We start from the raw sequence: 25296 nt of genomic DNA, 5'->3' as shown, positions 1-25296 counted from the left end.
AGGTTTTCCATGGGTGATACCCTCTCTTTCTTCCTGATGTCCTGGCTCGATCCCTCGCTGCTGATCCTGACCGCGGTGGGCACCCTGGCCGGGATCTATGTCGGCGCCATTCCCGGTCTCTCGGTCACCATGGCGACGTCGATTCTGATCTCCTTCACCTTCTCTTGGGACGTCAACGACGCCTTGGCGCTGATCGTCGGCATCTATACCGGCGGCGTCTACGGCGGCTCGCGGACCGCGATCCTGCTCAACATTCCCGGCGCCCCCTCGTCGGTGGCCACCGCCTTCGACGGCTATCCGCTGGCCCAGCAGGGCGAGGCCGGCCGCGCCATCGGCCTGAGCACGGTGATGTCGGTGATCGGTGGCCTGCTCGGCACCCTGGTGCTGGCCAGCGTGTCGCCCTTCCTCGCCGACATGGCCCTCGAGTTCGCCCCGCGCGACTACTTCCTGATCGCCGCGCTGGGCCTGCTGCTGGTCGGCAGCCTGGCCGCCGAATCGCTCTCCCGCGGGATCTTCGCCGCCGCCCTGGGCGCGGTGATCGGTCTGGTCGGGCTCGATCCGGTGACCGCCGACCCGCGCTTCACCCTGGGCAGCATGCAGCTGATGGGCGGCATCCACTACGTGGTGGTGATGATCGGCATGTTCGGGGTCGCCGAGGCGTTCTTCCAGCTGCACCAGCTCGATACCCAGCCGGTGCGCCAGAAGGTGGACAAGATCCTGCCGTCGCTGAGTCTGGTGCTGAAGTTTCTGCCGCTGTCGATCCGCACCTCGCTGATCGGGGTGATCGTCGGCGCCCTGCCCGGTACCGGCGGCGACATCGCCTCGCTGTTCGCCTACGACCATGCCAAGCGCACGGTGAAGAAGCCGAGCAAACCGTTCGGCGAAGGTGCCTACGAAGGTCTGGTGGCCCCGGAGACCGCCAACAATGCCGCCGTGGGCGGGGCCTACGTGCCGATGCTGACGCTGGGCATGCCGGGCGATGCGGTGACCGCGATCATCATCGGTGCGCTGACCATCCACGGCCTCAACCCCGGCCCGATGCTGATGATCGAGACGCCCTACATCTTCTGGTTCACCGTAGGCAATCTGGTGCTGGCCAACCTGTTCCTGCTGCTGTTCGGGCTCACCGGCATCAAGCTTTTCGCCAAGGTGGTGGAGCTGCCCAAGGCGATCCTGATTCCGCTGATCCTGGTGCTCTGCGTGGTCGGCACCTACTCGCTCAACGGCAGCATGACCGAAGTCTACTGGATGCTCGGCTTCGGCCTGCTGGGCTACTTCATGAAGGTGTTCCGCTTCCAGATGGGGCCGGTGATCCTGGGCGTGATTCTGGGCCCGCTGATGGACAAGTCCTACCGCCAGGCGATGGCCTCGGTGGGCAACGACAGCGCCGCCTTCGTCAGCGAGCTGTTCACCCATCCGCTGTCGCTGGTGCTGACCCTGGCGGTGCTCTTTCTGCTGCTCGGCCACTCGCCGCTCAAGCGTCTGTTGCGCCGGGAGAAGGCCGCCTGACGACGCGCGCTGCGTCAGCGTCGGCGGCGGCCGAGGGGTTTACGCCTCCAACGTGAAGTGGCCGACGACCTGATTGAGCGACAGGGAGCGCTGTTTCAGGTCGTGGGCAGAGTGGGCGGTCTGTTGGACCATGGAGGCGTTGTCCTGGGTGGCCTGGTCGAGCTGAGCAATGGCGACGTTGATCTGCTCGATGCCCCGCGTCTGTTCATGGGTGGCGGCAGTGATCTCGGCAAACAGGTCATTCACCCGCTGAATGCTCCGATCGATATCCTGCATGCGCTGTTTGGCGGCATCCACCAACGCAGCCCCGTTGCTCACCTGGGCGTTCGACGCCTCGATCAGCCCCTTGATCTCGTTTGCGGCGGTGGCCGAACGGTTGGCGAGCTGGCGCACCTCTCCCGCCACCACCGCGAAACCGCGTCCATGCTCGCCTGCTCGGGCGGCTTCGACGGAGGCGTTGAGCGCGAGAATATTGGTCTGGAACGCAATGCTATCGATCAGCGTGACGATATCGCTGATCTTGTCCGCTTCCGCACTGATCGCCTGCATGGAGACCACCGCATCACCAATGGTCTTCTGGCCTGATTGGGAGGTGTCGCTGGCACTGCTCACCAGCACCTTGGCCTGCTCGACGCTATCGGCGGTCTGGCGCACCGTGGCCGTCACCTCCTCCATGCTGGAAGACGTCTGCTGCAGCGCAGCGGCCTGCTCTTCGGTACGCGACGAGAGCTCCTGATTGCTGGCGGCGATGTCGCCGGCGCTATGGTCGACCGCCGAGCTGGTGGCATGGATCTCCTGCATGGCCTCGTGCAGCTTGTCGCGCATCTGGCGAATGTCACACAGCAGGCTGTTCTGATCGTTAGGGCGCAGTGTGATGGGCGCGGTCAGATCCCCCCTGGCAATGCGTTTTACCAGCCCCGCCGCGTACTGGGGTTCTCCGCCCAGCCGGCGCAGAATGAGCGAGATCATGCCCCAGAGTGCCAGGGTCGCCAGGGCACCCGCGACAATGCCCACCAGAACGCTCTTTAGAATCTGGTGCATGATGGCGCCGTTCACGTCGCCGACGAAAACCCCGCTCGCCACGTAGGCATCCCACGCGGGGAAGGCGGCGGCATAGGCGCGCACTTTCGGCTTGGTATCGCCGTCGCGGGCGAAATTGGAGTAGTACTCGGTAAAGCCGCTACCCGATGGCCGGGTGTTGTCCAGTATGGCTTGAAAGATCGGCGTGCCATCCGGGTCTCTGACCCGGGAGAGATCCTCGCCCACCTGGCGCTTGGGGTGAGCCAGCATGTGCAGGTCGCCGCTGAAGGCGAACAGATAGTTATTCTTGCCGAAGCGCACATCGCGTAGCGTGTCGAAGGCTTGCCGCTTCGCTTCCTGCATGGAGAGCTGGCCCTGTTCGGCGAGCTGGTGGTAGTGCGCCAGCGTGGAGACCCCGATATCCACGGCGGTGATCATGCGCTTTTCGCGTTCGGCATAAAGCTGAGCGCGGCTCTGAAGCGCATTGATGCCGATCATGACGGCCAGAATCAGCCACAGAATGGCCACCCCCAGCAGCCGTTGGCGGCGCAGCGACAGGGCAGAGAGCCAAGTTCGCGTAGCGGTGCGTGAATCCGATGGCCCTGGACGGGCATCAATGCCGGTCGACGGAATGACGGAAATACTCATTGTCGGTAGCCTCTCTTATCAGTTCAGTATGTTCCCTTGCGGTGCCGCTGCCTGGGCAGCATGGCACGGGACTAATACTAAAGTATGACTCGAGACACTACCTGCGGCTCGACAACCCTCCGCGCGGGCCTCTGCCGCGCGGGAGAATGCTGCCGGTGCACGCATCACGTCGGCGACCGCGGCGCTCACTCACGCCAGATGGGATTGCTCCAGGCGCGACGCCCGGCGGCGTCGATCAGCGTCACGCGGATCCAGTCTCGCCGGGCAAAGCGCGCCAGCGGTAGGCGGGTCCGGGTCATCGAGTGGCCGTGAATCGCGCTGGCCGCCGTGCCCGAAGCCTGGACGATGACCGTGCACACCGCCGAGGAAGCGATCTCGACCGCCTCGTCATCGACGACGATGTCCTCGAAGCGTGGGCCCTGAGTCGCGTAGAAGTCACCGCGCTTGAGCGCTTCCAGCAGCCGTTCCGGGGTATTCGCCTCGGCCTTCACCTCCACCCAGCCACCGAAGTGATCCGGCTCGGTGAAGTGTGCATCGTCGGTGGCGATCAGACTGAGCCGCCGCCCTTCGGTCAACAGCAGGTCGGCGATCGCCATGCCGTCGCCGCGATCGCACCCCATGGCACAGCCATGGTTGTAGATCTCCACCGCATGCGCCGCCTCGATGGTGCGCGCATCGTCCAGCGTCAGCCCCGACCACTGGGGATGCGCGATGGCCACGAAGGCACCGGCCTGACGTGCCCTGGCGGCGAGTTCGGGGCCACTCTCCTGGCAGTCGACCGGCTGAAAGCTCGGCGTGTGGGAGGGCGCGAAATCCAGCGGCAGCCCCACCGCCAGCAGATGCCAGAGTTCGCCATTGCCCATCGCCCCGCTGTGCAGCTCGGCACCCAGCAGCGTGGTGAAGCCCTCGTCACGCATGGCGCGCGTATCCGTGACGGGATAGTCGTACATGCCGATGAAGTGATCGGTCAGGGCGATGAAATCGTACCCCTCGGCGCGATAGCGTCGGCAGACCTCGGCGGCGTCCAGGGCACCATCGGAGAACGTCGAGTGGGTATGCAGGTTGCCGCGATAGAAGCGGCCGGGGCGGGAGAAGGCAGTCGGTCTCATGGGAACTCTCTCTTTGGTCATCGACGCATGGGCACGCAAGGACGCATGGCGTCAGTCATCGAGCAGCAGGACGTCGCCGGCGGAAAAATGCACCGCGATGCGTTCCCCCGGGCGCGGCTCGAGCGTCCCGGCCTGATTGAAGATGTCGCAGGCGATCCGCTGGCCCGCCACCTCGGCCTGGACGCGGATCACCGAGCCCAGAAAGCGACAGTCGAGCACCTCGCCATCGAGGGTGACGTCGTCGGCACCGTGGGGCTGGATGCCCAGCGTTTCCGGACGCAGGGCCAGGGTGATGGTGTCACCCGCCGCGACCGCCGCACGCTGCCCCAGGGCGGGCACGCAGAAGCGCTGACCGGCCATCTCGACGAGCGCCTCGCTCGGGGCCACCACGCGCGCCTCGAAGGTGTTGAGGGTGCCGACGAAATTGGCCACGAAGCGTGTCGCCGGGCGGTTGTAGATCTGCGCCGGCGAGCCGATCTGGTCGGCGCGCCCCTGATGCATCACCACCACGCGATCGGAGATCGACAGCGCCTCCTCCTGGTCGTGGGTGACGAAGACCGTGGTGATGCCCAGCTCACGCTGGATGCGGCGAATGTCGTCGCGCAGCGCCACGCGGATACGGGCATCCAGCGCCGACAGCGGCTCGTCCAGCAGCAGCACCCGGGGGCGCGGTGCGAGCGCGCGGGCCAGGGCGACACGCTGCTGCTGGCCGCCCGACATCTGATACGCATAGCGCCCCGCCAGCGGTTCGAGATCGATCAGCGCCAGCATCTCGCGCACCCGGACATCGATCTCGCGCTTGGCCATGCCGGCGATCTTCAGCCCGAAGGCGACGTTGTCGTAGACGCTCATGTTGGGAAACAGCGCATAGCTCTGGAAGACCATGCCGATATGCCGGCGATTGGCCGGCAGCCGGGTCACCTCCTCGTCACCGATACGGATCACACCGGCGGAGGGCGTCTCGAAACCGGCGATCATGCGCAGGACCGTGGTCTTGCCGCAGCCGGAGGGGCCGAGGAAGGCGATGAACTCCCCCTGCTCCACCTCGAGATCGAACCCGGCGACGGCGGTATGCTCGCCAAAGCGCTTGCCCAGGGCCTGCAATTGCAAAAAACTCATGAGACTTCCCGTTCCTTCTTGGTCGCGCGCCCTGCCCACAGCCGCGGCAGCACACGCTGCCCCGGCTTGCGCAGCGCAAAGAACTGCATCAGTGCCATGCACACCCAGGTGATGACGAAGGCCAGGATCGCCAGCGCCGCCGGCTGGTAGGCGTAGTCCTGCCCCATCTGCACCAGATAGGGGCCGAAGGCGGGGCGACTCAACAGACTCGCCATGACGAACTCGCCCAGCGAGATCGACAGCGTCAGGAAAGCGCCGGCCACGATCGCCGAACGCACGTTGGGAAAGATCACGCTGACGACGATACGCCAGCGCGAGGCGCCGAGACTCTCCGCCGCCTCGGTCAGGGTGACGATATCGATGGCCGCCATCCCGGTATCGACGGCACGGAACATATAGGGCAGCGCGAGCACCACATAGCCGATCACCAGCAGCAGATCGAGGCGCCCATCGCTGGTGGTCAGCGGCAGCAGCGAGCCATCGCCGTAAAGACGCATATAGCCGAACACCACCACGATCGGCGGAATGATCAGCGGCAGCAGGCTGGCGAACTCGACCACACCACGCGCCCGGGGCAGTTTCAGCCGCACCCAGTAGACCGTTGGCACCACCAGCAGCGTCCCCGCCAGAATGGCCAGCAGCGAAGCCACCGCCGAATAGGAGAGGCTATCGAGGAAGCGATCGCTGCCGAACAGCCAGTGATAGGCGGCGAAGCTGAGCTCGCCGCGCTGCATGCCCAGCGAGAACTGGAAGGTGGCATACAGCGGCAGCAGGAAGTAGCCCGCCGCCAGCAGCACGATGCTCCACGACAGCAGCGGCCAGCGTGTCACGGGCGCCCCCTTGCCGAGCCTCATCGCTGCCACCGCTCGGCGCGGGCGCGCAGCACGAAGTAGAGCAGATTGGTCACCACCATGATCGCCACCATCCCCAGTGCCAGTGCGAAACCGAGATTGGGGTTGTAGAGCACGTTGCCGCGGATCTGCTGGAACAGCAGGATCGGCACCACCGGGAAGTTGGCACCGGTCAACGCCACCACCGTCGCCAGGGTCCCGAAGGCGTTGGCGAACAGCAGCATGAAACAGCTCAGCACCGACGGCGTCAGCACCGGCAGCGCGACCCGGCGCCAATACTGGGCGCCGCTGGCGCCGAGACTCTCGGCCGCTTCCTGCCACTCGCGCTTGAGCCCATGCATCGCCGGAGTGATGATCAGCAGCATCAATGGCAGCTGAAAATAGAGATAGGTCAGCGCCAGCCCCCAGAAGGAGAACAGGCTGAAGCCGCTGGCGTAGAGGTTGATCCCGAACAGATCGCGCAGCAGTACGGTGACCAGTCCCAGCCGACCAAGTGTGGCAATGAACGCGAATGCCAGCGGCACGCCGGCGAAGTTGGAGGCCACGCCGGAGAAGGTGGTGAAGGCGTGCCGCAGCCAGGAGGGCAGGCCGCCATGCACCAGCGCATAGCAGACCAGCAGCCCTCCGAGCGCACCCAGCCCGGCGGAGACCAGGCTGAGGCGAATCGACAGCGAGTAGGCGCTGGCGATCGTCGGCGACGCCAGCGCGCGCAAGTTATCGAAGGTGAACTGCCCCTGCGGGGTCTGAAAAGCCCCCTGCACCAGATAGAGCACCGGCAGCACCAGAAACAGCAGCACGAACAGCGCGAACGGCAGCAGGCCCAGCCAGCGCCACAGCGGCGAACCCATCAGGTTCGCCCCCTCTGCCCGCACCCGGAGAAGGCGGTGCGCCATTACTGGACTCCCATCTCCCGCGCCCAGTTATCGGCCACGGCCGTCTTGGCTTCGGACTGCGCCTTCAGGGTGGGGAAGATCGCCTTGCGATAGTTCTCCGCCGGCGGCAGGCGATCGAGCAGCGCCTGCGGCACGACATCGCGCTCGACCATATCGTTGAAGCGAATCGGGTGGCAGTACCCCTTGAGCCAGCCGAGCTGACCCTCATCGGAGTAGAGATACTCCATCCACAGCTTGGCCGCGTTGGGGTGCGGCGCATAGGCGGAGATGCCCTGTACGTAGACCCCCGCCACCACCGCATCGCTGGGCACGACGACATCGATCGGCGGGTTGCCGTCGAGCTTGTCGCGCATCGCCAGCAGGTTGTAATCCCAATCGAAGTAGATCGGCGTGGTGCCCTGGGCGATGTTCTGCGCCGTGCCATTGACCGGCACCAGAATGCCCTTGTCCTTGAGCTGCTTGAAATAGGCGATACCGGCATTGAGCGCATCGGCGCCCGCCTTGCCACCGTTGGCGATCCCGGCGGCGTAGACGGTCATCATGACGCTGTTGCCGGTGCGCGGATCGCCGGCCAGGGCCACGCCGTTGGTGTACTCGCTGGCGTTCAGATCGGCGAAGCTCTGCGGCGACTCGGGGTAGATGTCACGATTCACACCCATGGCGAGCACGCCGTAGTAGTCACCGTACCAGTAGCCCTCGGCATCCTTGGCGTCATCGGGGATCGAGTCCCAGGTCGAGACCTTGTAGGGCTGCAGCAGGCCATCCTGCTTGGCCACCGGCCCGAAAGAGAGGCCCACGTCGATCACGTCCGGCGCCTGGGGGCCGGTATTGCCCTTGTTGGCCTTGATCGCCTGCAACTCGTCGCCCGATCCGGCGTTGGGGTTGAGCTCATTGACCTTGATGCCGTACTTCTTCTCGAAGCCGGCAATGACCTCGCCATAGCCGCACCAGCTATGCGGCAGGGCGATGGTGGTCAGCATGCCCTCCTGCTTGGCAGCGTCGATCAGCTGCTGCGAGGGTGCCGCCTGGGCGGCACTGGAGACCATGGCAGTCAACAGCAGTGACCCTGCCAGGCAGGAAAGCGGGTTGGGACGGCGGCGAGGCAAGGCATTCATCGGCAGGCTCCAGGCGGGTCGGGGAAGTCGCGGCAGCCGGTCAGGCATGCTTTGACAGGCCAAGAATCCTGCTCCGTCACCATGACAGCACCGTGACCGGCACATGACGGCAGCATGACCAGCATACGGCGCCGGCCAATAGCCTCCCTGGGCTCCGGCGCGATCTGAACGGATGTTCGCCAAGCGAACCTTGCGTAAGATGGGGGTACCGACACCGCCTCGCGAATGGAAGGAAGAGATCAGCATGGATGCCGACGAGACGCTCACCCCCGAGGATCGCGACTTCGTGACCGCCCTGGCCAGCGGGCTCGAGGTGATTCTGGCCTTCGACCAGCGCACACCGCGCATGACGCTGAGCGAGGTCGCCACCAAGACCGGCATGAACCGCGCCCGCGCGCGGCGCTTTCTGCTCACGCTGCATGCGCTGGGTTACGTGCGCAAGCAGCAGCGCACCTTCGAGCTGGCGCCCAAGGCACTGCAGCTGGGCTACGCCTTTCTCTCCTCCAACGGCTATCGCACGGTGATCCAGCAGCATCTGGAGGCGATCACCGAGGCTACCGGCGAGTCGTCGTCGATGGGCGTGCTAGACGGCGACGACGTGACCTACGTGGCGCGCTCGGCGGCGCCACACCGGCTGATGTCGATCTCACTGGCGATCGGCACGCGGCTGCCGGCGGCCTACACCTCGATGGGCCGGGTGCTGCTGGCCCAGCTGCCGGCGGCGGAGCACGACGCCTTCCTGGCACGGGTCAACCTCCAGCGCCATACCGAGCACAGCCTGACCGACAAGGCCGCGCTGCGCGACTGCCTGGCCCGGGTCCGCGAGCAGGGCTACTGCGTGGTCGACCAGGAGCTGGACTCCGGCCTGCGCTCACTGGCGATCCCCGCCTTCGGCGCCCACGGCGAGCTGATCGGCGCACTCAACGTCAGCACCAATGCGGCACGCGTCGAGCTCGCCACCCTCACCGAGACCTTCCTGCCGCTGCTGCGCGAGAAGGCGGCGCAGATCGCGACCCAGGTCAACTGACCCCGGCGCCGATCGCACTTGCCCCGAACGTCGCCGAGGATCATGCTATTCGACCTAAGTCTAAAACCTGATCCTCTCCACCTCTTCGAGTCCCCGCCTTGAGTCACATCTTCGGCGCCATCGTGCCCATCTTCATTCTGCTCGCGATCGGCTATCTGGCCGTGCTCAAGCGGGTCGTGGACAAGGCACACATCCAGGGCATGGGCCGCTACGTGATCAATATCGCGCTGCCCGCGCTGGTGATCCAGGCACTGCTGCAGCGCCCGCTGGGCGAGGTCTTCAACGTCCCCTACCTGCTCGTCTACGGGCTCGGCTCGGGGCTCGCCTTCGCCCTCACCTTCGCCCTGGTGACACTGCGAGGCAACGCGCCGCTGGCGCGCCGGGCGATGTACGCACTTGGCACCTCGGCCTCCAACAGCGGTTTCATCGGCTACCCGGTGGCGGTGCTGGTGGTCGGTCCCAGCGCGGGCATCGCCCTGGCGCTGAACATGCTGATCGAGAACCTGCTGGTGATCCCCACCGCGCTGGTGCTGGCGGAGCTGGCAAGCCCGGCCCGGGGAAGCCTGTGGGCGACCATCCGCCCGGTGGCGCTGCGCATCCTGCGCCATCCGCTGATCCTCGCCATCGCCGCCGGCAGCCTGCTCGCGGGGCTCGATCTGCACCCGCCGGCGCCGCTGGCGCGGGTGCTGGAGATGCTCGCGGCGTCATCATCGCCGGTGGCGCTGTTCGTGATCGGCGGCACCCTGTGCGGACTGCGAGTGCGCGGCATGGTCAAGCGGGTGACCCGCATCGCCCTGGCCAAGCTGACCCTGCATCCGCTGTGCGTGGCGCTGATGGTGATGCTGATACCGGGCCTCGACCCGGTGCTGGCCACCGCCGCGATCGTCTTCGCCTGCGCACCGATGCTGTCGATGTACCCGCTGCTGGGGCAACGTTACGGTTTCGCCGAGATGGGCACCGCGGCGATGGTGATGGCCACGCTGCTCTCGGCCCTGACGCTGGCGGTGGGGATCTGGCTGTCAAACCAGTGGCTGCTCGGCACCGGCTGACAAGTACGGCGCTCCACGGTTTGAGACGTGCCGCCCTCAGCCGGCTGCCTGCAACGCCCGTTCGAGCCGCTCCCAGCCGGCCAGCGCGGTCATTCCGGTGGGCATCACGCCGAGCACATCGCTGAACACCTCCAGCGAGATCGGCCCGGCATAGCCGGTGCGCGCCAGCGCCGCGATGAAACGCTCGACCTCGAGCTCTCCCTCCCCCGGGAAGGCGCGCCGATGGCGGCTGACGGTCTGCAGATCTTCACGCAGCGGTGCCGGCGCGTCGGCCAGCTGCACCAGCCCGATCCGTGCCGCCGGCAGCGCAGCCAGGGTCTCCAGCTCCAGCCCCAGGGCCAGCACGTGGTAGCTGTCGAGCACCAGCGACAGCGCCGGATGGTCTGCCAGCGTCACCACCTCCCACGCCTGGCGGTAATCGTTGACGTGCCGGCCCCAGCACAGCGCTTCATAGGCGATGGTCATGCCGCGCGTGGCAGCCCGTTCGGCCAGCTCGCCCAGGCTGTCGGCCGCTGCCGTCAGCTCGGGGCGCGCCTCGGTCAGGGTGGTACTGGTCGCCAGCAGCTGGGTGCCGCCCAGGTCGGCGAGGGTGTCGAAGTGGCGTGCGGCGCGGTCGAGCATGCGCCGGTGGGCCTCTCCGGTGAGCCCTTCGGCGTCGCGGAACGGCTGCAGGGCGACCACCGCGAGCCCGAGATCGCGGCAGTGTTCGCCGATGCGCCGCGCGCTGTGCGTATCGCGCTGCAGATCGTCGACAAAGATCTCGACGCCGCCGAAACCGGCCCGGGCGATCGCCTCCAGCCGGCTCATCAGCTCGCCGCTCAGGCACAGCGTGGCCATGGCGCGCATGTCTCCTCCTTCCATGACGGGCATTTCCGATATCGCGGATGGCGCCCCGCAGCGGAACCGCCGGCGCCCAGGCTATCAGCGTAGCCGCTAGCGCGGCCGAGGGCGCAAAGGTGGGCGCGGTCCGGCCCCAGCGGGCTGATATACTGCCCGTCGCCTCGTGTCCGTACAGCCCAGGAGCCCTGCATGTCCTCAGCCCATCCGCCGCTGGCGTGGCGTCACACCGTCGCCGCGCTCGCCGTGCTCACGGTCTTTGCCCTCCTGCTGGGCGCGGGGCTGGCGCCGCTGACCCGGGCGGCCATGGTGGTGGGCTTGGGGATCGGCCTGTGGGCCACCGGCTGGCTGCCGCAGTGGCTCACCGCCCTGGTGTTCTTCACCCTGTGCATGGCCGCCAAGGTGGCCCCCGCGGCGGTGACCTTCTCGGGTTTCGAGTCGGCGGCGACCTGGCTGGTGTTCTCGGGCATGGTGATCGGCGCGGCGATCAATCACACCGGGCTGGGCGAGCGTGCGGCGGTGCGGATCGGCCCCTATCTGGCCTCGGGCTATCCGCAGGCGGTGTTCGGGATCGGTCTCGCCGCACTGCTGGCGTCGTTCGTGATGCCCTCCTCCATGGGTCGCATCCTGCTGCTGACGCCGATCATGCTGACGCTGGTCGAGCGCCTGGGCTACGCCCCCGGCGACCCGGCACGCAGCGGCTTTCTGCTCAGCGGTATCATGTCGAGCTTCCTCCCCGCCTTCGCCATCCTCCCGGCCAACGTACCCAACAACGTGCTGATGGGCACCAGCGAGGCGGTACTCGGCTTCTCGCCCAGCTACGGCCACTACTTCCTGCTCCACTTCCCGGTGCTGGGCCTGCTCAAGTGGCTGCTGATGCTGGGCCTGATCCTGCGCCTGTTCCCTGCTGCGCCGGGGCCGCATCAGACGTCGGCGGTGGCACCGACGCTGCCCGAGGGGCGTCCCAACCTGATCATGGTGGCGCTGCTGGCATTCGCCGTGGTGATGTGGATGACCGATGCCTGGCACAGCATCTCGCCGGCCTGGATCGGCATGCTGGTGGCCTTGGTGTGCCTCTACCCCGGCAGTGGCCTGCTGCCGCCCAAGCCGCTGGCGCAGATGAACCTGGAGCCGTTTCTGTATGTCGCCGGGATCGTCAGCCTCGGCGCCCTGGCCCATGCCAGCGGCGTCGGCGCAGCACTCGCCGGACATCTGCTGGGGGTGCTGCCGCTGGCCCCCGGCGCGGATGCCGGCAACTTCGGCTGGCTCGCCGGCCTCGCCACCCTGCTGGGGATGCTGGCGACGCTGCCGGGCATCCCTGCGGTGATGACCCCGCTGACACCGCAGCTGGCCGAGGTCACCGGCTGGTCGCCACAGGCGGCGGTGATGATCCAGGTGCTCGGCTTCTCGACCATCGTGCTGCCCTATCAATCGCCACCGCTGATCGTCGGCCTGCTCGCCGCCCGGGTGGATCTGCGCAACGCCATCCGGGTCACCCTGCCGCTGGCACTGATCACCATCGTGCTGCTGTGGCCGCTGGACTATCTTTGGTGGCGCTGGCTGGGCGCGTTCTGAGCCCTGGTAGACAGCGGCTGCATCCAGGCGTCGACAGCCTGCGTATGCGCTTGTGAGGCTCGGCGAACGGCGTCGGCCAGTGCACCACAGGGGCACGGAGACAGGGCCCGCCAGCGCGAGCCATGCGCCAGAACAGGGAGTACCCGCGATGTTGATCAAGATCCCCCAACCCGGCGACCTGCGCGAGTCGGACGTCACCCCCGAGTCGGTCTACCTGTCACGGCGGCGGTTCCTCGGCGGCCTGGCCGGCGTCGGCGCGGGCCTGGCGCTCTCCGGACGCGCGCAGGCGGCCGCCGCGGACTACACCGACGTACCCGCCGGCCATCCGCCCGCGTGGCTCGCCGGGGAGATCGAGCGTGCCCAGTGGGATGCGGTGGTACCGCAGGACCCCGAACTGGACAAGTTGACCCCCTACCAGGACGCCTCGACCTACAACAACTTCTACGAGTTCGGCACCGGCAAGGGCGATCCGTCGAAGCGCGCCGACTCGCTCACCACCCAGCCATGGAGCGTGGTGATCGATGGCGAGGTCGACAACGGCGGGCGCGTGGCGCTGGAGGATCTGATCACCCCGTCACGGCTCGAAGAGCGCATCTATCGCCTGCGCTGCGTCGAGGCGTGGTCGATGGTGATCCCGTGGCTGGGGATTCCGCTGGGCGACGTGATCGCACGTGCCAAGCCCACCGCCAAGGCCAAGTACGTGCGTTTCGAGACCCTGGTGCGGCCCCAGGAGATGCCGGGGCAGGACTCCGCCTTCGCGCTGATCGACTGGCCCTACACCGAAGGGCTGCGCCTGGACGAGGCGATGCACCCGCTGACGCTGCTCGGCGTGGGCATGTACGGCCGCGAGCTGCCCAACCAGAACGGCGCCCCGCTGCGCCTGGTGGTGCCCTGGAAGTACGGTTTCAAGAGCATCAAGTCGATCGTGCGCATCTCGCTGGTGAGCGAGCAGCCGGTCAACTCGTGGCAGGCGATCGCCCCCGACGAGTATGGCTTCTATGCCAACGTCAATCCCCAGGTCGACCATCCGCGCTGGAGCCAGGCCACCGAGCGGCGCCTGCCCAATAGCCTGTTCAACCCGCACATCATCGATACCCGGATGTTCAACGGCTACGCCGACCAGGTGGCGAGCCTGTATACCGGCATGGACCTGAGGAAGCAGTTCTGATGGCCACCCCGCGCTCTACGCTGACGCTGTGGCGCGTCGCGGTCTTCTGCATCGCCCTGGCCCCCCTGCTCTACTGGAGCTATCAGGTCGCGCTCAACGCCGCCGGCCCCGAGCCCGGGCGCTACCTGCTGCTCAATATCGGCCAGGGCACGCTGTGGATGCTGTTCGCCACCCTGAGCCTGACCCCGCTCGGCAAGCTCACCCGCTGGAAAGGCTTCGCCCTGATCCGGCGCCAGATGGGGCTGTGGACCCTGGCCTACGCGGTGGCCCACCTGCTCTGCTATGCGCTGTTCATACTCGGCCTCGACCTGAGCCGGCTGGGCAGCGAGATCGTCCGCCGCCCCTATATCATCGTCGGCATGCTGGCGCTGCTTGGCCTGGTGGCGATGGGAGTGACCTCAAATCGCGCCTCGATGCGCCGCCTGGGCAAGCGCTGGAAGACGCTGCACAAGCTGGTCTACCTGGTGCTGGCGCTGGGCCTGCTGCACTTTTTCTGGGTGGTGCGCGCCGATCTCGGCGAGTGGAGCCTGTACGCCGCGATCGGCGCCGGTCTGATGCTGTTGCGGCTGCCGCCGGTGGCGCGCCAGCTGCCCAGGCTGCGCCAGCAGGTCAAGCGCGAGCGGCGCCAGCCTGGCTGAGCCCCCGACCGCCGGCACGGCATTGCCCGGCGGCCGCGCTTGAGGCACGCTGCGGCCTGGCCGCTCGTCAGATCCCCGGACACCCCATGCCCAGCGTCGATATCACGCTCGATCTCAGCCTCGACCAGTGCCGAAGCTACTACGCCGGCGCGGTGGAGAGCATTCAGACCTACACCCTCGATGGGCGGCGGGTGCGCTTTCCCGCCCGCGCCCTGCACCGCCTGGTGAGCCATGACGGCGTACACGGCCGCTTTCGGCTGTATTTCGATGGGGGTGGGCGTTTCACCGCCATCGTGCCGCTCTAGCACTGGCGGGCGTCGGTCTCCGAATGAAGAGCACAAAAAAGCCGGCTTGCCCTGGGGCAAGCCGGCTGGTTCGCGTTCGACCGCTACGCTGGTGCGTGGTCTAGCCCACCCATACCCGCGCGTTGCGGAACAGCCGCATCCAGGCGCCATCCCGGGTCCACTCGGCCGGCCGCCAGGAGTTGGTGACCGCGCGGGCGACCCGCTCCGGATGGGGCATCATGATGGTGACGCGTCCATCCGGCGTGGTCAGCCCGGTCACCCCGGAGGGCGAGCCGTTGGGGTTGGCCGGGTAGCGCGTGGTCACCTGGCCGTCGTTGTCGACATAGCGCAGCGCGATCTGGCCGCTGCCCTGCATTCCGCGCAAATGGCTGCTGTCGGCGAACAGCGCACGCCCTTCGCCGTGGGCCACCGCCACCGGCAGGGTCGAACCGGCCATGCCGGCGAACAGGATCGAGGGGGTCTGTTCGACCTTGACCATCGACACCCGCGCTTCGAACTGCTCGGAGTGGTTGCGCACGAAACGCGGCCAGCGCTCGGCCCCGGGGATCAGCTCCTTGAGCTGCGAGAACATCTGGCAGCCGTTGCACACGCCCAGCCCGAAGGTGTCCTCGCGGGCGAAGAAGGCAGCGAACTGGTCGCGGGCCCGCGGATTGTAGAGCGCCGACTTGGCCCAGCCGCCGCCGGCGCCGAGCACGTCGCCGTAGGAGAAACCGCCGCAGCCGACCAGCCCTTTCATCTCGTCCAGGGTGATGCGCCCGGCGAGGATGTCGCTCATGTGCACGTCGACCGCCTCGAAACCGGCACGATCGAAGGCCGCCGCCATCTCGACATGGCCGTTGACCCCCTGCTCGCGCAGGATGGCGACCCGCGGCCGCACGCCCTGGTTGATGAAGGGCGCGGCGACATCGTCGTCGACGTCGAAGGTGGGGCTGGCGGAAAGCCCCGGATCGCGCAGGTTGAGCAGGCCATCGAACTCGCTCTTGGCGCTCTCCGGATTGTCGCGCAGCGCCTGCAGACGGTAGCTGGTCTCCGACCAGGTGCGCTGGGCCATGGCTCGGGTGGTCTCGAGCAGCGGCTCCTCGAACAGCGTGACGCGCACCTGATCATCGTAGCGCGGGCGCGCGATCACGCCACAGGTGTCGATCCCGGCGGCGGCGAACTGTGCCAGCACGAACTCGGTCTCGTGGCGATTGACCTGGATCACCGCGCCCAGCTCCTCGGCGAACAGCGCATCCACCGCGCCCACCGCATCGTCGGTCAGCCAGTCGAGCTTGATCTCCAGCCCGCCGTGACCGGCGAAGGCCATCTCCAGCAGGGTCACGATCAGCCCGCCGTCGCTGCGGTCATGGTAGGCCAGCAGCTTGCCGTCGGCGTTGAGGCCCTGGATGACGTTGAAGAACGCCACCAGATCCTCGGCTTCGTCGAGATCCGGGCAGACATTGCCGACCTGGCCGTAGACCTGGGCCAGCGCCGAGCCGCCGAGGCGGTTCTGGCCGCGACCCAGATCGATCAGGATCAGGTCGCTCTCGTCCTGGTCGAGACGCAGCTGCGGGGTCAGCGTCGCGAGCGCATCGGTGACCGGGGCGAAGCCGGTGATATCCAGCGTCAGCGGCGCGGTGACGCTCTTCTCTTCATCGTCGGATTGCCAGGCGGTGCGCATCGACATCGAGTCCTTGCCCACCGGCACGGCGATGCCGAGCTGAGGGCACAGCTCCATGCCCACGGCGTGCACGGCATCGTAAAGCGCCTGGTTCTCGCCGGCATGGTCGGCCGCGCTCATCCAGTTGGCGGAGAGCTTGACGTCGGAGAGCGCGGCGATCGGTGCCGCCGCCAGGTTGGTGATGGTCTCGGCCACCGCCAGGCGGGCGCTCGCCGCCGGGTCGATCAGCGCCACCGGCGGGCGTTCACCGGTGGCCATCGCCTCACCGGCATGGGTGTCGAAGCTGGCGGTGGTGACCGCGCAGTCGGCCACCGGCACCTGCCACGGCCCGACCATCTGGTCGCGCGCCACCAGGCCAGTGATCGAGCGGTCGCCGATGGTGATCAGAAAGCTCTTCGACGCCACCGTGGGCAGCCGCAGCACCCGGTCCAGCGCCTCGCGCAGGTCGAGATTGTCGAGTCCGAGGCCGGGCAGGTTGAGGGTGTGACGCTCGAAGCTGCGCTGCATCTTGGGCGGCTTGCCGAACAGCACGCTCATCGGCAGATCCACCGGATCGGCCTCGAACTGGTCGTCGCGCACGCTCAGATGGTGCGCCTCGGTGGCCTCGCCGACCACCGCGTAGGGGCAGCGCTCGCGCTGGCAGATGGCATCGAAGCGCTCGAGCTGGTCCGGCGATACCGCCAGCACGTAGCGCTCCTGGGCTTCGTTGCACCAGATCTCCAGCGGGCTCATGCCGGGCTCGGCATTGGGCACCGCGCGCAGATCGAACAGGCCGCCGCGGCCACCATCCTTGACCAGCTCCGGCAGCGCATTGGAGAGCCCGCCGGCGCCGACGTCGTGGATGAAGGCGATGGGATTGGCCTCGTTCAGCGCCCAGCAGCGGTCGATCACCTCCTGGGCGCGGCGCTCGATCTCGGGGTTGCCGCGCTGCACCGAGGCGAAGTCGAGATCCTCGCTGGAGGCACCCGACGCCATAGACGACGCGGCACCGCCGCCGAGGCCGATCAGCATCGCCGGGCCGCCCATCACGATCAGCTTGGCACCGACAGGGATCTCGCCCTTGAGCACATGGGCGTCGCGCACGCTGCCGTAGCCGCCGGCCAGCATCACCGGCTTGTGGTAGCCGCGGCGCTCGATGCCCGCCGCCCCCACGGCGTCGAGCTCGAAGGTACGGAAGAAGCCGTTGAGGTTGGGGCGGCCGAACTCGTTGTTGAACGCCGCACCGCCGATCGGCCCCTCGAGCATGATGTCTAGGGCCGACTGGATACGCTCGGGCTTGCCGTAGTCGAAGGCTTCCCACGGCTGCACGAACTCGGGGATGCGCAGGTTGGAGACGGTGAAGCCGGTCAGCCCCGCCTTGGGCTTGCCACCACGGCCGGTGGCGCCCTCGTCACGGATCTCGCCGCCGGCCCCGGTGGCCGCCCCCGGGTGCGGGGCGATCGCGGTGGGGTGATTGTGGGTCTCCACCTTCATCAGAATGTGGATCGGCTCCTGGGTCGCGGCGTAGACCTGGGTCTCGGGCGCGGGGAAGAAGCGGCCGGCGCGGCTGCCCTCGATGATCGCGGCGTTGTCGCTGTACGCCGAGAGCACCTTGTCGCTCGACTGCTCGAAGGTGTTCTTGATCATCTTGAACAGCGAGTGGCTCTGCGCCTCGCCGTCGATCACCCAGTCGGCGTTGAAGATCTTGTGGCGACAGTGCTCGGAGTTGGCCTGGGCGAACATCATCAGTTCGACGTCGGTCGGGTTGCGTCCGAGCTCGCCGAACGCCGCGACCAGATAGTCGATCTCGTCGTCGGCCAGGGCCAGCCCCAGCTCGCCGTTGGCAGCGGCCAGCGCCGGGCGCCCGCCGCCGAGCACGTCGACCGTGGCCAGCGGCACCGGCGCCTGCTGGGAGAACAGCTTGGCGGCATCGCTGGCATCCTGCAGCACGCTCTCGGTCATGCGGTCGTGCAGACAGGCGATCAGCGCGGCGAAGGCCTCGGCCTGGGGCGCCTGCCGGAAGGTCACGCGGTAGTCGATACCGCGTTCGAGCCGGGCGACCTGAGTCAGACCGCAGTTGCGGGCGATATCGGTGGCCTTGGACGACCACGGCGAGATGGTGCCGATCCGCGGCACCACCAGGAAACGGTGGCCGTGCGCCGCGGCGTCGTTGCCTGCCGTTCCACGCGCCTGCGTGTCGTGGCCAGCCGGCGTGTCGTGACCGTAGTCGAGCAGCCGCTCGAGGGTCTCGCGGGCCGCGGCGTCGAGATCGTCACGATGGTCGACGAAATGGACGTAGTGGGCTTCGAGGGTCTCGACTTCGGGCACTGCGTCGCGCAGGTCGGCGAGCAGCTTGGCGTGACGGAATGCAGATAGCGCGGGAGCGCCTTGCAATTCGAGCATGGCGAGGAAAGCCTCCAGGACGGTCAGGGATCGCGTGGCTGTCTGAGCGCGGATCGATCGGGCGAATCGGGGCAGCACGGCCGAATCAGGGCGCCATGATACTGGAAAGCGGCGCCGCTCGCTAAGCCCGCACCGCGGGCAGCGCCGAAACCGCGCCTACCACCAATCGCACCTTAATTAGCGCCCGCCGGCGCGCCCGCGGAGGAGATGACATCGGCGCCGCGGCCGGCTATGGTGTGGCGTCACGCCGTGACCGATCCCATCGCATGCTCCATCTTTCAAAGCGCCTGCGTGCTGCGTTGACGGTACTGCTGGCCCTGGCCACCCTGCTATGCCCCGCCGAGCTGCTGCCGCGCCTGGGCGACGGACTCGATTCGATCCGTCAGCGCGACTTCCTGCAGGTCGCTACCCGCAATGGCCCGATCACCTTCTATCAGGGTGGCCATGGGCCGACCGGCTTCGAGTACGAGCTGGTGCGGCGCTTCGCGCATTCGCTGGGGGTCAGCCTGGCGGTCAAGAACGACAGCCGCATCATGGATGTGCTCGACGACGTCCGCCGGGGCACGGCCGACCTCGGCGCGGCCGCGCTCACCCTGGATCAGAGCCGCAGCGGGCTGCGCTACAGCCAGCCGATCCTGACCCTGCAGCCGCTGGTGGTCTATCGCCGCGGGCTGCCGCCGGTGCGTACCCTCGATGACCTGCTCAATCTGCGGATCGGTGTGATCGCCGGCTCCGGCAGCGCCGCCGCGCTGCGTGCCCAGCAGCAGAATCTGCCCGGCCTGGGCTGGCGCGAAGCCGACGATCTGGCCATCGCCGATCTGCTGGAGATGGTCGAGCGCGACGATCTCGATGCCGCGGTGATCTATACCCACCAGTTCAAGCTCAACCGGCTGTTCTTCCCCAACGTCGAGCGCGGCTTCGCCCTGGGCAAGCCGCTGACGCTGGTCTGGGCGTTCTCCGCCAGCCAGCCGCTGGCGCTGCAGCAAGCAGCCAACCGCTTCATCGCGGAGCAACGCTCGAGCGGCGATCTCGACGAGCTGATCGGGCGCTACTTCGGCCACGACGACTATCTCGAGTACGTCGGCGCGCGCCTGTTCATTCGCCATGTGCGCAACCGCCTGCCGCGCTTCGTGCCCTACTTCAAGGAAGCCGCCCGGGATACCGGCTTCGACTGGCGTCTGCTCGCCGCACTGGGTTATCAGGAGTCGCACTGGCGGCCGGATGCCACTTCGCCCACCGGCGTGCGCGGCCTGATGATGCTGACCCGACCCACCGCCGACGAGATCGGCATCGACAATCGCCTCGACCCACGCCAGAGCGTCGACGGCGGCGCGCGCTATCTGCTTCACGTGCGCGATCGGCTGGACGCCTCGATCCCCGAACCCGACCGCACCTGGATGGCGCTGGCGGCCTACAATGTGGGGCTTGGCCACCTCTTCGACGCCCGCACCATCGCCGCCCAGCGCGGCGGCGACCCCGACCGCTGGATCGACGTGCGCGAGGCGCTGCCGCTGCTGCAGCAGCGCGAGTGGTATTCGCAAGCCAACCATGGGTATGCTCGGGGCGGGGAGCCGGTGATCTACGTGCGTAACGTGCGCCGCTATTACGAGATATTGAAGTACGTCAATCGCAGCCAGCAGCAGTTCGATCAGTTGGGCCAGCGCACCTTGGACAGCGACACCATGACGCCGCTGGAAATCGTCACGCCCCTGATGTAAGCCGTGGCCGGTGCAGCCACGCACTCTGTGGCTGCACCTCTAGGAGCCCTCTATCACCTATGCGCTTGGTGTCCAGTCTCACACTCTACCTGAGCCTGCCGCTCATCGTCTGGACACTCTGGTCCGGGGAGGACCCCGCTCAGCGCTGGGTGCTGGCGCCACTGCTGGGACTGCTGGCGCTGGGCCAGTGGCTCTCCTGGCAGCGCTGGATCGCGCTCAGCCGCTGGCTGCTGATCCCCACCGCGCTGGTGACCCTCGGTATCCTCGCCAGCGTCATGATCAGCGAAAGCTGGATCGCCACCGCCACCTGGCAGGGCTGGCTCGACCGTCTACCGGGTGACTGGACCCTCTACCAGGTAAGGCCCTCGCCGCTGACGCTGGCCGCGCTGTTCACGCTGATGCTCAACCTGCTGCTGCTCAGTCGGCTAGGCCTGGGGTCGCCGGTGCTGCTGCTGCTCGTCGCCGGCTGCACGGCGCTGGTGAGTGCGCGTTCGCTGCTGCCCGCACCTCCCCATGCGAGCGCGCTTATCGGCGCACCACCGGCGCTGCTGGCGGCACTCTGGCTGCTCTGGGGCAGCCAGCTGGCGCGCCTGGTGGCGCCACTGATGCGCTACTGGCAACGGATCCTGCCGCCGCTGGCGATCGCCGGTACGATCATGCTGGTCGTGCTGTTCGGCTGGCAGCAACAGCGCCAGAACGACAATGACCGGCTGTTCGCCCAGATCGCCAACGACGGTGACCGTATCGCCACCCTGCTCGCCACGGAGACCGAGGCCCACCTCAAGGCGATGCGCCGTTTCGCCAGTTTCTGGGACATGCTCGGGCAGATTCCCACCCGCTCCGAGTGGGAGCGTCAGGCCAAGCGCTACTACGAGGATTTCGGCTACTTCCGCGATATCGCCTTCATCGATCGCGACGGCAAGGTGCTGCGCGTCTATCCGCTGCGCGGCAATCAGTCCCTGCTCGGCATCAACCTCTATCAGAGCCAGGCTAGGGCCAACGCCGTGCTCGACCGGCCGCTGGTCTACGGCATCGAGGGGCAAACCGGGATCATCGATTTCCTGCAGGGGGGGCGCGGCGTGATCAGCTACCTGCCAGTGCGCGATATCGTCGATGGCGAGCTGCTGGGTGCGGTGGGCATGGTGGTCAGCGTCGACAACCTGCTCAAGTCGCTGCTACGCCAGACCCATAGTCGCGACCGCGCGATCATGATACTCGACCACAAGCAGGTCTATTTCCACGGTGGCCCGCTGGCCAACCTCTCGGACTGGCGCTATCAGCGCCCGGTACGGATCGGCGCCGACACCCTCCTGCTCAGCGTGCAGCCCGATCTCGATCTGCTGCTGCGCCAGCGCGACCGGGTACCGGAGATCACGCTGGTCTTCGGCCTGGTGCTCGCCTATCTGGTCTACATGGTGCTCTACGTCTATCGCCGACTGGCCCAGCAGCACCGCCTGGTCAGCCAGACCAACGATTCGCTGCGCCACGAGATCGCCCAGCGCGAGCGACTGCAGGGCGAGATCGAGTGGCTGGCACGCCACGACGAGCTGACCCAGCTACCCAACCGCCGCCAGTTGATGAACTGGCTGGACGAGCACCAACAGGCACTGCCGCTGGCGCTGATGATCTGCGACCTGGATCACTTCAAACGTATCAACGACCATTTCGGCCATTTGACCGGCGACCGCTACCTGGCCACCGTCGCGGCGTGCTGCCGCGATAAGATCGAGGACGCCGGCGGTATCTTCGCACGCTACGGCGGCGAGGAGTTCGTCGCCTGCGTGCCCCGCTGCAATCGCCAGCAGGCACTGCATCTGGCCGAGTCGCTGCGCCTCTCGGTGGCCGAGACCGAGCTGGTACAACCCGACGGCCGGCCGTTGACCCTGAGCATCGGCGTCAGCGTGACGGGCGGCGGCACGCTGCAGCGTGAGCCGCTGTTCCAGGCCGCCGACGAGTCGCTCTATCGGGCCAAGCAGAACGGCCGCAACCGGGTCGAGATCGACGGCCTGGCGCTATGAGTCGGCCGCCCGACGGGCCTGGAAGAAGCCCTTGAGCAGGCGCCGCGACGGCGCGGCCAGCACGCCTCCTCGCACCTCGATACGATGGTTGAACCAGGGCTGCGCGAACAGATTGGCACGGGACTCGGCCATGCCGCCCTTGGGCTCGGCGGCGGCGTAGACCAGACGCGCCAGGCGCGCGTGGATCATCGCCCCGGTGCACATCAGGCAAGGCTCCAGGGTGACGAACAGGGCGCAGCCGTCGAGACGGTAGTTGGCCCGCGTCAGGCTGGCGTCACGCAGCGCCTGGACCTCGGCATGGGCGGTGGGGTCGTGGCTGGCAATGGGCCGATTGTAGCCACGCCCGATCACCTCGCCGGCGGCATCGACCACCACCGCGCCGATCGGCACCTCGCCCGCCGCCAGCGCCAGTTGCGCCTGCTCCAGCGCCCGATGCATGTAGAATTCGTCACTCTGGGTCATGCGCTACCCGCTCGTTGGATCGCCCTTGGCGCGCGCCTGGGCAGGCACGCCGACCATCACTACCTTGATCAATACCGCTGTCACCACTGCACGCAAGGATACGCGAATGAGCCAAGCGTTGGATGATCTCGTCACCCTCCTGGGTCTCGAAGCCCTGGAGGAGAATCTGTTCCGCGGCCAGAGCCAGGATCTCGGCCTGCCTCAGCTGTTCGGTGGCCAGGCACTGGGGCAGTCGGCCGCCGCCGCCACCCGCACCGTGCCCGAGGATCGCTACCTGCACTCGCTGCATGGCTACTTCCTGCGCCGCGGCGATGCCGAGCTGCCGGTGATCTACTCGGTCGACCGCGTGCGTGACGGCGGCAGCTTCACCACCCGCCGCGTCACCGCGATCCAGAAGGGCAAGCCGATCTTCTTCTGCAGTGCTTCCTTCCAGGGGCGCGAGAACGGCATTCACCATCAGACGAGTGCCCCCGAGGTCGAGCATCCCGAGGCGCTGCTGGCCCGCGGCGAGGCGGTGCATCAGCGCTTCCGCAATCACCCAGTGGAGTTCATCACCGTCGAGGAGCGCCACGCCTGCCCACCGTCGCGGATGATCTGGTTCCGTCTCACCGGTGGGGCGTTGCCCGCCGATCCGGCCCTGCACCGCTATCTGCTCGCCTACAGCTCCGATTTCAACCTGCTGCTGACCAGCCTGCTGGCCCACGACGTCACCCTGGGCGACCCGAACCTGCGCATTGCCAGTCTCGATCACGCGCTGTGGATCCATGAGGACCCCAAGCTCGATGACTGGCTGCTCTACGTCATGGATAGTCCCTGGGCCGGCGGCGCGCGCGGCTTCGCCCGCGGCAGCTTCTATGACACCCAGGGTCGCCTGGTCGCCTCCACCGCCCAGGAGGGCATGGTGCGGGTCAGCGAGCACTGAGCCGACGCAAAAAAAGCGCGCGGCCCGGAGGCCGCACGCTTGCATCATTACCCTGGGGGCTTGTCAGGCAGCGCACCGCACGCCGACGGACGTACCTGGATGCCCTGACTGGCCCGGCGAATCGCCGCCGGGCCATCCCTTGGGCTTGCCTCAGGCTGCCTGAGCCTCCTTGAGCGAGGCCATGTCGATGACGAAGCGGTACTTGACGTCACCTTTTTGCATCCGATCCCACGCTTCGTTGATCTGATCGATGTTGATCATCTCGACGTCGCAGGTGATGCCGTGCTCGGCACAGAAATCGAGCACTTCCTGGGTTTCCGGCATGCCGCCGATCAGTGAGCCGGCGAGCACGCGACGACGGAACACCAGGTTGGCACCGGAGATGGCCGGGTCGATCGGCTCCAGCAGTCCCACCAGGATATGCGTGCCGTCCGGCTTGAGCGCTTCCAGGTAGGGATTGATGTCGTGCTGTACCGGCACCGTATCGAGCATGAAGTCGAAGGTCTCGGCGACCGCCTGCATCTCGTCGTCGCTGGTGGAGATGACCACGTGGTCGGCGCCCTGCTGCTTGGCTTCGACCTTCTTCGACTCGGAACGGGTGAACAGGGTCACTTCCGCGCCCAGCGCCTTGGCCAGCTTGACGCCCATGTGGCCCAGGCCACCCATGCCGATCACGCCGACCTTGTCGCCCGGCTTGACGCCGTAATGCTTGAGCGGCGAATAGGTGGTGATGCCGGCACACAGGATCGGTGCCGCGGACTTCAGGTCGATGCCATCGGGCATGCGCACCACGAAGCGCTCGCTGACCACCACCTTGTCCGAGTAGCCGCCCTGGGTCAGGGTGCCGTCGTGCTTGTCGGGGCTGCCGTAGGTCATCACGAAACCTTCGGCGCAGTAGTTCTCCAGGCCATCCTGGCACGCCTTGCACTCGCGGCAGGCGTCGACCATGCAACCGACGCCGACCAGATCGCCGACCTGGTACTGACTGACGTCGTCGCCCACCGCGGTGACGCGCCCCACGATCTCGTGACCCGGGACGACCGGATAGGAGGCCATGCCCCAGTCGTCGCGGGCGAAGTGCAGGTCACTGTGGCAGACGCCGCAGTAGAGAATCTCGATCGCAACGTCGTCGGGGCGCGGGGCGCGACGTTCGAAGTTCCACAGCGCCAGCGGCGAGCTGTCGGAGTGGGCGGCATACCCTTTGGCCGGTGTCTTCTCGCTCATGAGGGAAGCTCCTTTTCGGGGTCGCTTGCGACCCGTGAATGACGCGA

20 protein-coding genes are annotated in these 25296 nt (G+C 67.3%); 10 read left to right on the top strand and 10 right to left on the bottom strand.

Annotation, left to right across the window (positions count from 1 at the left end; translation table 11 throughout):
- Positions 1 to 9 precede the first annotated feature (9 nt).
- The gene (locus DOM67_RS14480; protein ID WP_110677155.1) at positions 10 to 1509 is read left to right on the top strand and encodes a tripartite tricarboxylate transporter permease; all 1500 of its coding nucleotides are present in this window, start codon (positions 10 to 12) and stop codon (positions 1507 to 1509) included.
- Between the two features lie 39 nt (positions 1510 to 1548).
- On the opposite strand, the gene DOM67_RS14475 is transcribed toward DOM67_RS14480, so the two are convergent.
- From DOM67_RS14475 to DOM67_RS14450, 6 genes are all read right to left on the bottom strand, one after another.
- Positions 1549 to 3177: a methyl-accepting chemotaxis protein gene (locus DOM67_RS14475; protein ID WP_110677153.1), complete on the bottom strand. Its 1629-nt coding sequence runs from the start codon at positions 3175 to 3177 to the stop codon at positions 1549 to 1551.
- A 185-nt stretch (positions 3178 to 3362) separates the two neighbouring features.
- Positions 3363 to 4286, bottom strand: a complete 924-nt coding sequence (locus DOM67_RS14470) for a CehA/McbA family metallohydrolase (protein ID WP_110677151.1) — start codon at positions 4284 to 4286, stop codon at positions 3363 to 3365.
- 51 nt (positions 4287 to 4337) lie between these two features.
- On the bottom strand, positions 4338 to 5405 hold the full coding sequence (locus DOM67_RS14465) for an ABC transporter ATP-binding protein (RefSeq protein WP_110677149.1): 1068 nt from the start codon (positions 5403 to 5405) through the stop codon (positions 4338 to 4340).
- Positions 5402 to 6235, bottom strand: a complete 834-nt coding sequence (locus tag DOM67_RS14460; RefSeq protein ID WP_198651829.1) for an ABC transporter permease subunit — start codon at positions 6233 to 6235, stop codon at positions 5402 to 5404. Before DOM67_RS14460 ends, DOM67_RS14465 begins: the two co-directional genes overlap by 4 nt.
- A 20-nt stretch (positions 6236 to 6255) precedes the next feature.
- Positions 6256 to 7149, bottom strand: coding sequence for an ABC transporter permease subunit (locus DOM67_RS14455; protein ID WP_110677145.1), 894 nt, complete (start codon positions 7147 to 7149; stop codon positions 6256 to 6258).
- Positions 7149 to 8264, bottom strand: coding sequence for an ABC transporter substrate-binding protein (locus DOM67_RS14450; RefSeq protein WP_110677143.1), 1116 nt, complete (start codon positions 8262 to 8264; stop codon positions 7149 to 7151). Before DOM67_RS14450 ends, DOM67_RS14455 begins: the two co-directional genes overlap by 1 nt.
- Positions 8265 to 8508: 244 nt before the next feature.
- Here DOM67_RS14450 and DOM67_RS14445 point away from each other — a divergent pair, with 244 nt between their 5' ends.
- Together DOM67_RS14445 and DOM67_RS14440 are read left to right on the top strand one after the other, a co-directional pair.
- Complete coding sequence (locus DOM67_RS14445) at positions 8509 to 9291, top strand: IclR family transcriptional regulator C-terminal domain-containing protein (protein WP_110677142.1); 783 nt, start codon at positions 8509 to 8511, stop codon at positions 9289 to 9291.
- A gap of 98 nt (positions 9292 to 9389) precedes the next feature.
- Positions 9390 to 10340, top strand: coding sequence for an AEC family transporter (locus tag DOM67_RS14440; protein WP_110677140.1), 951 nt, complete (start codon positions 9390 to 9392; stop codon positions 10338 to 10340).
- 36 nt (positions 10341 to 10376) lie between these two features.
- On the opposite strand, the gene DOM67_RS14435 is transcribed toward DOM67_RS14440, so the two are convergent.
- A complete protein-coding gene (locus DOM67_RS14435; protein ID WP_198651828.1) occupies positions 10377 to 11201 on the bottom strand; it encodes a sugar phosphate isomerase/epimerase family protein in 825 nt (274 codons plus the stop codon).
- A 168-nt stretch (positions 11202 to 11369) separates the two neighbouring features.
- On the opposite strand from DOM67_RS14435, the gene DOM67_RS14430 reads away from it, so the two are divergent.
- The 4 genes from DOM67_RS14430 (at position 11370) to DOM67_RS14415 (ending at position 14863) form a co-directional block, all read left to right on the top strand.
- Positions 11370 to 12752, top strand: coding sequence for an SLC13 family permease (locus DOM67_RS14430; protein WP_110677136.1), 1383 nt, complete (start codon positions 11370 to 11372; stop codon positions 12750 to 12752).
- A 148-nt stretch (positions 12753 to 12900) separates the two neighbouring features.
- Complete coding sequence (gene msrP, locus DOM67_RS14425; protein ID WP_110677134.1) at positions 12901 to 13920, top strand: protein-methionine-sulfoxide reductase catalytic subunit MsrP; 1020 nt, start codon at positions 12901 to 12903, stop codon at positions 13918 to 13920.
- On the top strand, positions 13920 to 14558 hold the full coding sequence (gene msrQ, locus DOM67_RS14420; protein WP_110677132.1) for a protein-methionine-sulfoxide reductase heme-binding subunit MsrQ: 639 nt from the start codon (positions 13920 to 13922) through the stop codon (positions 14556 to 14558). Before msrP ends, msrQ begins: the two co-directional genes overlap by 1 nt.
- Positions 14559 to 14644: 86 nt before the next feature.
- The gene (locus tag DOM67_RS14415; RefSeq protein ID WP_110677130.1) at positions 14645 to 14863 is read left to right on the top strand and encodes a DUF2835 family protein; all 219 of its coding nucleotides are present in this window, start codon (positions 14645 to 14647) and stop codon (positions 14861 to 14863) included.
- 100 nt (positions 14864 to 14963) lie between these two features.
- On the opposite strand, the gene purL is transcribed toward DOM67_RS14415, so the two are convergent.
- Positions 14964 to 18905: a phosphoribosylformylglycinamidine synthase gene (gene purL, locus DOM67_RS14410; protein ID WP_110677128.1), complete on the bottom strand. Its 3942-nt coding sequence runs from the start codon at positions 18903 to 18905 to the stop codon at positions 14964 to 14966.
- Positions 18906 to 19171: 266 nt separating this feature from the next.
- On the opposite strand from purL, the gene mltF reads away from it, so the two are divergent.
- Together mltF and DOM67_RS14400 are read left to right on the top strand one after the other, a co-directional pair.
- A complete protein-coding gene (mltF, locus tag DOM67_RS14405; RefSeq protein ID WP_110677126.1) occupies positions 19172 to 20623 on the top strand; it encodes a membrane-bound lytic murein transglycosylase MltF in 1452 nt (483 codons plus the stop codon).
- A gap of 59 nt (positions 20624 to 20682) precedes the next feature.
- Positions 20683 to 22641 (top strand): diguanylate cyclase, encoded by a 1959-nt coding sequence (locus DOM67_RS14400; protein WP_110677124.1) that lies wholly within the window; start codon positions 20683 to 20685, stop codon positions 22639 to 22641.
- Here DOM67_RS14400 and tadA read toward each other — a convergent pair.
- The gene (gene tadA, locus DOM67_RS14395) at positions 22636 to 23103 is read right to left on the bottom strand and encodes a tRNA adenosine(34) deaminase TadA (RefSeq protein WP_110677122.1); all 468 of its coding nucleotides are present in this window, start codon (positions 23101 to 23103) and stop codon (positions 22636 to 22638) included. The two genes, DOM67_RS14400 and tadA, sit on opposite strands and share 6 nt — an antisense overlap.
- Before the next feature lie 106 nt (positions 23104 to 23209).
- Between tadA and DOM67_RS14390 the strand changes: the two genes are divergently transcribed.
- The gene (locus DOM67_RS14390) at positions 23210 to 24025 is read left to right on the top strand and encodes an acyl-CoA thioesterase II (RefSeq protein WP_110677120.1); all 816 of its coding nucleotides are present in this window, start codon (positions 23210 to 23212) and stop codon (positions 24023 to 24025) included.
- Positions 24026 to 24175: 150 nt separating this feature from the next.
- Here DOM67_RS14390 and DOM67_RS14385 read toward each other — a convergent pair whose 3' ends face one another.
- Positions 24176 to 25249 (bottom strand): NAD(P)-dependent alcohol dehydrogenase, encoded by a 1074-nt coding sequence (locus DOM67_RS14385; protein ID WP_110677118.1) that lies wholly within the window; start codon positions 25247 to 25249, stop codon positions 24176 to 24178.
- Between the last annotated feature and the right edge of the window lie 47 nt (positions 25250 to 25296).

This window comes from Salinicola sp. RZ23, assembly GCF_003206675.1.
Lineage (GTDB): Bacteria > Pseudomonadota > Gammaproteobacteria > Pseudomonadales > Halomonadaceae > Salinicola > Salinicola endophyticus.
Note: the sequence above shows the minus strand (reverse complement) of the source record. Positions and strands in the feature narration are given on the sequence as shown.